1 protein-coding gene is annotated in these 255 nt (G+C 70.2%); it reads left to right on the top strand.

Annotated elements, in window-relative coordinates; translation table 11 throughout:
- A partial coding sequence (locus LC490_RS24305) for a condensation domain-containing protein (RefSeq protein ID WP_223621914.1) occupies positions 1 to 255 on the top strand: 255 nt, incomplete at both ends.

Raw genomic sequence — 255 nt, 5'->3', positions numbered from 1 at the left:
TGAGCGCGTTGTATGGCGCGTACAGTCGTGGGGAAGCCGACCCGTTGCCTGCGCTGTCGCTCCAGTACGCGGACTACGCGGCGTGGCAGCGACGCTGGGTGTCGGGCGAGGTGTTGCAGGCGCAGGGAGCGTACTGGAAAGAGGCGCTGGCGGGAGCGCCGGGGCTGCTGGAGGTGCCGAGCGACCGACCGCGTCCTGCGCAGCAGGACTATGCGGGCGGCTTCGTGCGCTGCGAGCTGGATGCGGAACTGACGC

The sequence above is a fragment of the Lysobacter sp. ESA13C genome, from assembly GCF_019970005.1.
Lineage (GTDB): Bacteria > Pseudomonadota > Gammaproteobacteria > Xanthomonadales > Xanthomonadaceae > Lysobacter > Lysobacter antibioticus_B.
This window is presented reverse-complemented; position numbering and strand designations above follow the sequence as displayed.